Here is an 8545-nt window from a genome sequence, read left to right as displayed (position 1 = left end):
TCCTCGACAGGCTCTCCGGCCCGGCCCGGGCGGCCGGCCGCACCACCGGCGTGCCGGCCGAGCTGATCCTCGCCCAGGCGGCCCTGGAGACCGGCTGGGGACGCCACGAGATCGCCACCGCCGAGGGCCGCAACAGCCACAACCTGTTCGGCATCAAGGCCGGCAGCGGCTGGCAGGGGGCCACCACCGAGGTCACCACCCACGAGTACCTGAACGGCCGGCGCACGAAGGTGACCGACAGCTTCCGGGTCTACGACTCCTTCGAGGCGGCCTTCACCGACTATGCCCGGCTGATCGGCGACAACCCGCGCTACGCCCGGGTGACCACCGCGCCGAGTGCCGAGCAGGCGGCCCGGGAGCTCCAGGCCGGCGGCTATGCCACCGACCCGGCCTACGCCGACAAGCTGATCGCGGTGATGAATACCCTGGGGCCGACGGCGCCGCGGGCCGACGAGTCGCTGGTCTTCTTCAGCTACTGAGACCGATCGGGAGGCGCGGTGGCCTCAAGTTCTTCCCGGTGCCGCCGATAAGAGCAGCATAGGCTTAAGGAAACGACAGCATGAGCATCTTCTCCATCGGGCTCAGCGGCCTCAACGCCGCCCAGAATGCCCTGAACACCACCAGCAACAACATCAGTAACGTCTATACGCCGGGCTACAACCGGGAACTGGTGCTCCTGGGGGAGAGTCGTGCCGACGGCGGGGTGCGGGTCAACGACATCCAGCGCCAGTTCAACCAGTACGTGGCCAGCCAGCTGAATGCCGCCACCAGCAGCTCCAGTGCGCTGACCGCCTACCAGAGCCAGATCAGCCAGATCGACAACCTGCTGGCCGACCGCGAGGCCGGGCTGGCGCCCTTGATGCAGCACTTCTTCTCGGCGCTGGAGGACCTGGCCGGCGCCCCCTCCGACCCGGCGGCCCGTCAGGGCGTGCTCGGCACCGCCGATACCCTGACCGCCCAGTTCCGCGCCTTCGACGGCTACCTGCAGGACATGCAGGCGGGCATCAACGGCCAGATCGCCGACGAGGTCACCCAGATCAACAACACCACCGAGCAGCTCGCCACCCTCAACCGCGAGATCGCCCTGGCGCGTGCCCGCCACGGCGAGGCGCCCAACGGCCTGCTCAACCAGCGCGACCAGCTGGTCGCCGAGCTCAGCGAGCGCCTGGACGTGAGGCTCAACGTCCAGGACGGCAAGACCTACAACATCAGCCTGCCCAATGGCCAGCCGCTGGTGTCCGGCACCGACCACTACCGCCTCGAGGCCATGGACTCCCCCGGCGACCCGCAGCGCACCGTGCTCGGCTATCGCGACTCCGGGGGCAACCTGGTCGCCCTGCCGGAGAGCACCGTCAAGGGGGGCGCCCTGGGCGGGCTGATGGACTTCCGCGCCGAGACCCTGGACAAGACCCAGAGCCAGATCGGCCAACTGGCGGTGTCGCTGGCGGTGGGCGTCAACGCGCAGCATGCCAAGGGCATGGACCTCAACGGCGAGCCGGGCGAGGCCTTCTTCGCCATCGGCACACCGCGCGCCTACTCCCATGACCGCAACAACGGCACGGCAGAGATCGGCGCCACCCGCTTCGACACGGACCAGATCCAGAACCTGCGGGCCACCGACTATACGGTGCGGGTCACGGCCGACGGCCCCCCGCCGGAGTTCCAGGTGATCCGCCAGGACAATGGCCAGGCGCTGGATGCCGACGAGGTGAGTTTCGACCCGGCCGAGGGTGAGCTGAGCTTCGGTGGCGTGGTGCTGACCTTCGACGACGCGGCCAACCTTCAGGTCAACGACCGCTTCGAGCTCCAGCCGGTGCGCCGCGCCGCGGCCGACATGGAGAGCAATCTCCGCGATCTCGACAAGATCGCCGCGGCCCAGCCGGCCAATCCCGACGACGATCCGGCGGACTGGGTCTTCACCGGCAGCGGCGACAACCGCAATGCCCTGGCGCTGCAGGACCTTCAGGACGCGCTGCTGGTGGGCGGGCGCGCCTCGCTCAGCCAGGCCTATGCCGGCATGGTCAGCGGCGTGGGCAACCGCACCAATATCGTCCAGGTCAACCTCGAGGCCCGCCAGGGCCTGACCGACCAGCTCAGGGCCGTGCAGCAGTCCGAGTCCGGGGTCAATCTCGACGAGGAGGCCGCCAACCTGCTGCGCTACCAGCAGTTCTACGCCGCCAATGCCCGGGTGATCGACACCGCCTCGACGGTGTTCGACACCATTCTCGGCCTGCGCAACTGATCTCGAGGGAGCCACACGATGCGTATCAGCACCGTTACCATGTTCGAGCAGAGCGTCTCCTCGATGAACCGCCAGCAGGGCGAGTTCATGAAGGTGGGTCAGCAGATCGCCAGCGGCCGCCGGGTGGTCAACCCCTCCGACGACCCCCAGGCCGCCTCCCGTGCCGTGGGCGTCTCGCAGTCCCAGGCCGTGACCCAGCAGTACGCCGACGCCCGGGTCAGTGCACGCAACGCCCTGGCCCAGTCCGAGAGCGTGCTCAACAGCGTCAGCAACGCCATCACCGGCGGCAAGACGCTGCTGGTCCAGGCCGCCAGCGATACCCTGAGCGACGTCGACCGCCAGTCGGTGGCCTCCGAGCTGCGCGGCATCTACGAGACGCTGATCGGCCAGGCCAATGCCACCGATGGCAACGGCCGCTACCTGTTCGGTGGCTACAAGGACGACAGCCCGCCCTTCATCCGCGATGGCGACGGCAAGGTCGCGTACATCGGTGACCAGAGCACCCGCGCCCAGCGTATCGACGCCTCGCGGCTGATGCCGGTGGCCGACAACGGGGCGAAGATCTTCCAGAGCGTGGCCACCGGGGCGGGCTATATCGCCGAAGCCGGCGACAACACGGGCAATGTCACCTTCAAGGGCCCCCAGGTCACCGATCCGGCGGATCCCGGTTTCGGCGAAACCTATACCCTGGTCTTCGACGAGGACGGCGGCGGCAACCCGATCTTCGAGGTGACGGCCGCCGACGGCAGCGTGGTGACCGACGGTGCCTACGTCCCTGGCCAGCCCATCGCCTTCGGCGGGCTGGGTCTCACCCTGGAAGGCTCCCCGGCGCCGGGCGACGAGATCCGGGTCGGCCAGGCCGAGGCGATGAACACCGACCTGTTCAAGTCCTTCGAGAAGGCCCTGGCGGTGCTCGAGAACCCCGCCGCCACGCCGGCCGAGAAGGCCGGGCTGCGCAACACCCTCAACACCGTGATGCGCGAGCTCGACAACGGCCTCGACAACGTCCTCACCGTGCGCGCCTCGGTGGGGGCACGGCTCAACGAGCTCGACGTGGTGGATGCCGTGGGTGGCAACCGCATGATGAACTACGAACAGACGATGTCGGACCTGGTCGACCTGGACTACGCCGAGGCGATCTCCGAATACAGCCTGCGCCAGGTGGGCCTGCAGGCGGCCCAGCGGGCCTTCGTCGATATCAAGGGGCTGTCGCTCTTCGACTATCTGCGCTGATCCCGACACCGGTTCCAACGGCCATGGTATTGCTACCTCCCGCCATGGCCGCTTGTCCCGCCCAGGCGCCCCGCCCGGGCGGTTTTTTTGCGCTCAGCCGACGCCCGAGAGCGGCGCCAGGGCCTCGAGGAGCTGGCGCAGGAAGTCGATGGCCTGGGCGAACATCCCCTGCAGGAAGCGGCCGATGTCGGTCATCAGCACCATCATCAGCGCCAGACCGACGGTCAGCGAGGTGGGGAAGCCGATGTTGAACACCGTCAGCTGTGGCGCCGAGCGGTTGAGGATGCCCAGCGCCAGGTTGATGATCAGCAGCGAACCCACCAGCGGCAGGGCCAGCAGCATCCCCGAGACGAAGATGGTACCGCCGTAGCGGGCCAGCAGCTCGAAGGCGCCGGGATTGAAGCCGCCCAGGCCGATCGGCAGGGTCACGAAGCTGGTGGCCAGGATCTCCAGCACGATCAGGTGGCCGTCGAAGGCCAGGAACATCAGCAGCGTGATCATGTAGAGGAAGCGCGACAGCACCACCATGTTGGTGCCGCTGCCGGGGTCGAAGAAGGTGGCGAAGGCCAGCCCCATCTGCAGGCCGATGAACTCGCCGGTGGCCTGCACCACGGCGAAGGTGACGCGCATCACCAGCCCCATGGCGATGCCGATCAGCACCTGCTCGAGCATGATGCCGAGCCCCGCCCAGGAGAGCACCGCGGTGGTCGGCGGCGTCGGCAGGTTGGGGGCGATCACCACGGTCACCAGGGCGGCCAGGCCCACCTTGGCCTGGTTGGGGACGCTGGAGTGCCCCCACAGCGGCGAGGCCGCGAGGAAGGCGGTGAGCCGGGCGAAGGGCCACAGGAAGGCCACCAGCCAGCCCTGCAACTGGGCGAAGGTGACTTCCACCATCAGGAAATCCCCGCCATCACGACACCATCGACGGGATATTCATGAACAGCTCGCGGGTGAAGTCGGTGATCAGCTTGAGCAGCCAGGGGCCGGCGAGTACCAGCACGACGAACACCCCGAGGATCTTGGGGATGAACGACAGGGTCATCTCGTTGATCTGGGTGGCGGCCTGGAACAGGCTGACCGTGAGGCCGGTCACCAGGGCGGTGAGCAGCAGCGGGCCACCGAGGAAGAGGGTCACCTTCATGCCCTGGTAGGCCAGGCCCATCACCGTTTCGGGGGTCATGCGTCGCTCCCGGTCATAGGAAGAAACTCTCCGCCATCGAGCCCACGATCAGCTGCCAGCCGTCCACCAGCACGAACAGCATCAGCTTGAACGGCAGCGAGATGGTGATCGGCGGCACCATCATCATGCCCAGCGACATCAGGGTGCTGGCCACCACCAGGTCGATGATCAGGAAGGGGATGAAGATGGTGAAGCCGATCTGGAAGGCGGTCTTCAGCTCGCTGGTGACGAAGGCTGGCACCAGGACGCGCAGCGGCACGTCTTCCGGCCCCTGCATCGGCCCCACCTCGGCCAGGCGGGCGAACAGCGCCAGGTCGGGCTCGCGGACCTGGCCCAGCATGAACTCGCGAAACGGCTCCTGGGCCAGCAGCAGAAACTCCTCGAAGTCGATCTGCTCGGCGGTGAGCGGCAGCCAGGCGGTCTCGTAGACCAGGTTGAACACCGGGGCCATGACGAAGAAGGTGAGGAACAGCGCCAGCCCCAGCAGTACCTGGTTGGGCGGTGTCGCCTGGGTGCCCATGGCGGTGCGCAGCAGGCTGAGCACGATGATGATGCGGGTGAAGCCGGTCATCATCAGCAGCATGGCCGGCAGGAAGGCCATGGCGCTGAGCAGCAGCAGCGTCTGCAGCGAGAGCGACCACTGCTGGCCGCCATCCTCCAGTGGCTGGCTGACGATGCCGGGGAGCTGCTGGGCCAGGGCCGTGCCGGGCAGCGACAGCAACAGCAGGGCCGCGAGTCCCGCCACCAGGCCGAGAGTGGCTCTGCTCACGACGTTTCTCGACCCAGCCCGCTGTTGTGTTTCAACGCCTTGGCGAAGCGCGTCGCGAAGCCGTCGCCCTCGGCGAAGGCCGGTCCGCCCCCGGTCGTCGTCTCACCGGACGGCGCCGGGGCGGGGAGCTCGTGGAGCTTGCTGACCTGGCCGCCGCCCACGCCGAGCACCAGCCAGGTCTCTTCCACCTGGACGATCACCACCCGCTCGCGGTTGCCCACGCTGGTACCGCCGACCACCCTCAGGCGGCCGCCGTGGGCCTGGCGGTTCACCCCGACGCGCTTCAGCACGGCGCTGGCGACGAGAATGATCACCACGATCAGCGCCAGGGCGGCGGCGGTCTTGCCCAGGGTGGCCATGCCGATCAGGGCATCGCCGCTGGCCACGGCGTCGAGGCCGCCGGGGGAGGCAGGGGAGTCGCTCATCGGTTCAGCTTCTGCACGCGCTCGGAGGGGGTGACGATCTCGGTGATGCGGATGCCGTACTTGTCGTCGACCACCACCACCTCGCCCTGGGCGATCAGGTAGCCGTTGATCAGGATGTCCATGGGCTCGCCGGCCAGGCCGTCGAGCTCGATCACCGAGCCCTGGGCCAGCTCGAGCAGCTGCTTGATGGTGATCCGGGTACGGCCGAGCTCGACGGCGAGCTTGACCGGGATATCCATGATCATCTCCAGGTCGCGCGCCGCGGCGCTGCCGCCACCCTGCTCGAGGGGGCGGAAGACGCTCTCGCCGGCGGCCCTGGCCCTGGCGGGCTCGGGCGCGGCGTCGGGGGTATCGTCGCCCGCCTCCGAGGCGGCCTGCTCGGCCATGGCCGCGGCCCAGGGGTCGTCGTCGTCCCCGGGGCCCTCGCCCTGGCGTTGCCCGGCCGTCTCTGGTTCGGCGTTTTCCTGTTCGGCTTTTTCCTGTTCGAACATGGCATCGGCCCAGTCGTCGTCGATGCTCTGATCGGGCTTCTTGGGATCAGTCATGCTTGGATTCCTTGAATGGCGGCGCCGACCCCTTGACGAAGGCGTCGGACGACGCGGTGGTCGGGGCGTGGTCGATCATGCGGATCACCCGCAGGGCCCGTTGCTCGTGCTGGCTGCCGTAGTCGCACTCCATCACCGGCACCCCGTCGACGCGGGCGACGACCGACTCCGGCAGCTCCAGGGGCAGGATATCGCCCACCTTGAGCGCCATGACGTGGGCGATACGGGTGGGAAGGGTGGCGAAGTCGGCGACCAGTTCCACCTCGGAGTGGCGGATCTCGCCGGCCATGCGCTTCGTCCAGCTGCCGTCGGGGTCGTGGTGGCCGTCGTTGAGCGGGTTGGCCAGCAGGTCGCGCAGTGGCTCGATCATCGAGTAGGGCATGCAGATCTGGAAGTTGCTGGCGAGGTTGCCGACTTCCAGGTTGAAGGAGGTGGTCACCACGATCTCGTTGGGCGAGTTGGTGATGTTGGCGAACTTCGACTGCATCTCCGAGCGCAGGTAGCCGATCTCGAGCGGATAGACCGATTTCCACGACTCGCTGTAGGCGTCGATGGCCAGGTTGAGCAGGCGCATGATGATGCGTTGCTCGGTGTTGGTGAACTCCCGGCCTTCCGACTTGGTCACGAAACGGCCGTCGCCGCCGAACAGGTTGTCCACCACCATGAACACCAGGCTCGGCGGGAACACGATCAGCGCCGAGCCGCGCAGCGGCTTCATGGCGATGATGTTGATGTTGGTCGGTACCGGCACGTTGCGCGAGAAGTCGCTGTAGCTCTGGTAGCGCACCGCATCCACGGTGATGTCGGCGCTGCGCCGCAGCAGGTTGAACAGCCCCATGCGGAAGTGGCGCGCGAAGCGCTCGTTGATGATGTCCAGGGCGTGCAGGCGCTCGCGGATGACCCGGTGCTGGGTAGCCGGGTCATAGGGGCGAATGCGCGAGTCGTCAGCGCTGCTGACGGTGGTCTCTTCCTCGCCGCTGACGCCCTTGAGCAGGGCGTCGATCTCTTCCTGCGACAGCAGATCGTCTTGGGACATGAAGGATCGGTTCCCCGAGGGTTATTGCACGATGAACTCGGTAAAGAGCACGTCTTCGATCACCAGTTCGGGCTGGTGATCGGTCATCGGCGGATCCAGCACCGCCAGCACCTGGTCGCCGAGGCGCTGCTTGCTTGCCGGGCCGGTCAGCTCGCTGGCCTGCTGGCCGGCGAACATCATCAGCAGGCGGCTGCGCACCTGGGGCATGTGAGCCTCGAGAATCTCCCGGGTCTCGTCGTCCCCCACCTTCAGCGAGAGCCCGGCATAGAGCAGGCGCGAGCCGTAGGCATCGTCGGCCAGATTGACCGTGAAGGGGTCGATCTTGACGAAGATCGGCGCACGTCGCTCCGGCACGACCTCGGCCTGGGTCGCCGCCGGGTCGGCGGCAGGGCGCTGGCCGAGCACCAGATAGATCGCCGCCGCCGCGGCGGAGGAGGACAGGACCACCAGGATCACCATGAGCCACAGCAGCTTTCTGGAGCCACCCGTCGATGTCGCCATTGCCTTACCTATCCAGAGGGTTGTGGTGCCAGTCTGCCCAGTATGCCGTCCCGGGCCGATGCACCATGAAACGAACAGGCCCCGGGAAAGGGCCTATCTTGGCTTTTTGCCGCTGCCGGGTCGGAGGCACCGGCTCAGGCGTAGAGGTCCACCCGGCCGTCGAGAGCGATATCGGCCGCGGCCGTCGTGGCTGACGCCCCGTGGCCATCGAGCTCGTCGCCGGGCTCACCGGCGACGCCGGCGCCGGCCGAGCCACGGCCGGCGAAGTCGCGCGGCGCTTCGTCACGCGGCTGCTCGCCCACCGAGGCCTCGCCGAGGCTGATGCCCTGCTCGGCCAGGGCCTCGCGCAGCTGGGGGATCGCCTGCTCCACGGCGCTCCTGACCGGGGCATGGGCCGAGAGGAACTGGGCCTGGGCGGCCTGTCCGCTCACCTTCAGCGAGACCGTCAGCGGGCCCAGTTCGGCGGGGTTGAGGTGCAGCTCGATGCGCTGTTCGCCGCCGCGCTGGCCGAGCATCGCCAGTTGCTGGCCGACCTGCTGGGTGAACTGCTGGGGCCAGGCCGGGGTGGCGAGGGGGGCCGGCAGGGTGGCCTGGGTGGCCGCTGGGGTGGCAAC

Annotated in this window: 11 protein-coding genes; 3 read left to right on the top strand and 8 right to left on the bottom strand. The window is 68.1% G+C overall.

Annotation, left to right across the window (positions count from 1 at the left end):
• From flgJ to flgL, 3 genes are all read left to right on the top strand, one after another.
• Positions 1-479, top strand: a 479-nt coding sequence (flgJ, locus tag C1H66_RS06325) for a flagellar assembly peptidoglycan hydrolase FlgJ (protein ID WP_102627057.1), incomplete at its 5' end; no start/stop codon positions are given.
• A gap of 80 nt (positions 480-559) precedes the next feature.
• Positions 560-2242, top strand: a complete 1683-nt coding sequence (gene flgK / locus C1H66_RS06320; RefSeq protein WP_102627056.1) for a flagellar hook-associated protein FlgK — start codon at positions 560-562, stop codon at positions 2240-2242.
• Between the two features lie 18 nt (positions 2243-2260).
• On the top strand, positions 2261-3475 hold the full coding sequence (flgL, locus tag C1H66_RS06315; protein WP_102627055.1) for a flagellar hook-associated protein FlgL: 1215 nt from the start codon (positions 2261-2263) through the stop codon (positions 3473-3475).
• A 93-nt stretch (positions 3476-3568) separates the two neighbouring features.
• Here the strand turns inward: flgL and fliR are convergent, their stop codons facing one another.
• The 8 genes from fliR to C1H66_RS06275 form a co-directional block, all read right to left on the bottom strand.
• Entirely contained in the window at positions 3569-4369 is an 801-nt protein-coding gene (fliR, locus tag C1H66_RS06310; protein ID WP_102627054.1) for a flagellar biosynthetic protein FliR, read from the bottom strand.
• Between the two features lie 16 nt (positions 4370-4385).
• A complete protein-coding gene (fliQ, locus tag C1H66_RS06305; RefSeq protein ID WP_102627053.1) occupies positions 4386-4655 on the bottom strand; it encodes a flagellar biosynthesis protein FliQ in 270 nt (89 codons plus the stop codon).
• Positions 4656-4668: 13 nt separating this feature from the next.
• Positions 4669-5403, bottom strand: a complete 735-nt coding sequence (gene fliP / locus C1H66_RS06300) for a flagellar type III secretion system pore protein FliP (RefSeq protein ID WP_110286036.1) — start codon at positions 5401-5403, stop codon at positions 4669-4671.
• Positions 5404-5420: 17 nt separating this feature from the next.
• Positions 5421-5849 carry a flagellar biosynthetic protein FliO gene (gene fliO, locus C1H66_RS06295; protein WP_102627051.1) on the bottom strand — a complete coding sequence of 143 codons (429 nt, stop codon included), beginning with the start codon at positions 5847-5849 and terminating at the stop codon, positions 5421-5423.
• Positions 5846-6394 (bottom strand): flagellar motor switch protein FliN, encoded by a 549-nt coding sequence (gene fliN / locus C1H66_RS06290; RefSeq protein ID WP_181423413.1) that lies wholly within the window; start codon positions 6392-6394, stop codon positions 5846-5848. The genes fliO and fliN overlap by 4 nt, the downstream gene beginning before the upstream one ends.
• Entirely contained in the window at positions 6387-7430 is a 1044-nt protein-coding gene (fliM, locus tag C1H66_RS06285) for a flagellar motor switch protein FliM (RefSeq protein WP_102627050.1), read from the bottom strand. The genes fliN and fliM overlap by 8 nt, the downstream gene beginning before the upstream one ends.
• A 21-nt stretch (positions 7431-7451) precedes the next feature.
• Complete coding sequence (gene fliL / locus C1H66_RS06280) at positions 7452-7931, bottom strand: flagellar basal body-associated protein FliL (RefSeq protein ID WP_102627049.1); 480 nt, start codon at positions 7929-7931, stop codon at positions 7452-7454.
• Between the two features lie 134 nt (positions 7932-8065).
• Positions 8066-8545: flagellar hook-length control protein FliK (locus tag C1H66_RS06275; RefSeq protein ID WP_205738631.1), on the bottom strand; the 480-nt coding region annotated here is incomplete at its 5' end.

This window comes from Halomonas heilongjiangensis (assembly GCF_002879645.1).
GTDB lineage: Bacteria > Pseudomonadota > Gammaproteobacteria > Pseudomonadales > Halomonadaceae > Halomonas > Halomonas heilongjiangensis.
The sequence above is the reverse complement of the archived record's forward strand: the minus strand, read 5'-3'. Positions and strand labels throughout refer to the sequence as shown.

Bases quoted from the DNA above. Each gene is read 5' to 3' on its own strand.
- flgK (WP_102627056.1), top strand. From the start codon at position 560: ATGAGCATCTTCTCCATCGGGCTCAGCGGCCTCAACGCCGCCCAGAAT.
- flgL (WP_102627055.1), top strand. From the start codon at position 2,261: ATGCGTATCAGCACCGTTACCATGTTCGAGCAGAGCGTCTCCTCGATG.
- fliR (WP_102627054.1), bottom strand. From the start codon at position 4,369: ATGGTGGAAGTCACCTTCGCCCAGTTGCAGGGCTGGCTGGTGGCCTTC.
- fliQ (WP_102627053.1), bottom strand. From the start codon at position 4,655: ATGACCCCCGAAACGGTGATGGGCCTGGCCTACCAGGGCATGAAGGTG.
- fliO (WP_102627051.1), bottom strand. From the start codon at position 5,849: ATGAGCGACTCCCCTGCCTCCCCCGGCGGCCTCGACGCCGTGGCCAGC.
- fliN (WP_181423413.1), bottom strand. From the start codon at position 6,394: ATGACTGATCCCAAGAAGCCCGATCAGAGCATCGACGACGACTGGGCC.
- fliM (WP_102627050.1), bottom strand. From the start codon at position 7,430: ATGTCCCAAGACGATCTGCTGTCGCAGGAAGAGATCGACGCCCTGCTC.
- fliL (WP_102627049.1), bottom strand. From the start codon at position 7,931: ATGGCGACATCGACGGGTGGCTCCAGAAAGCTGCTGTGGCTCATGGTG.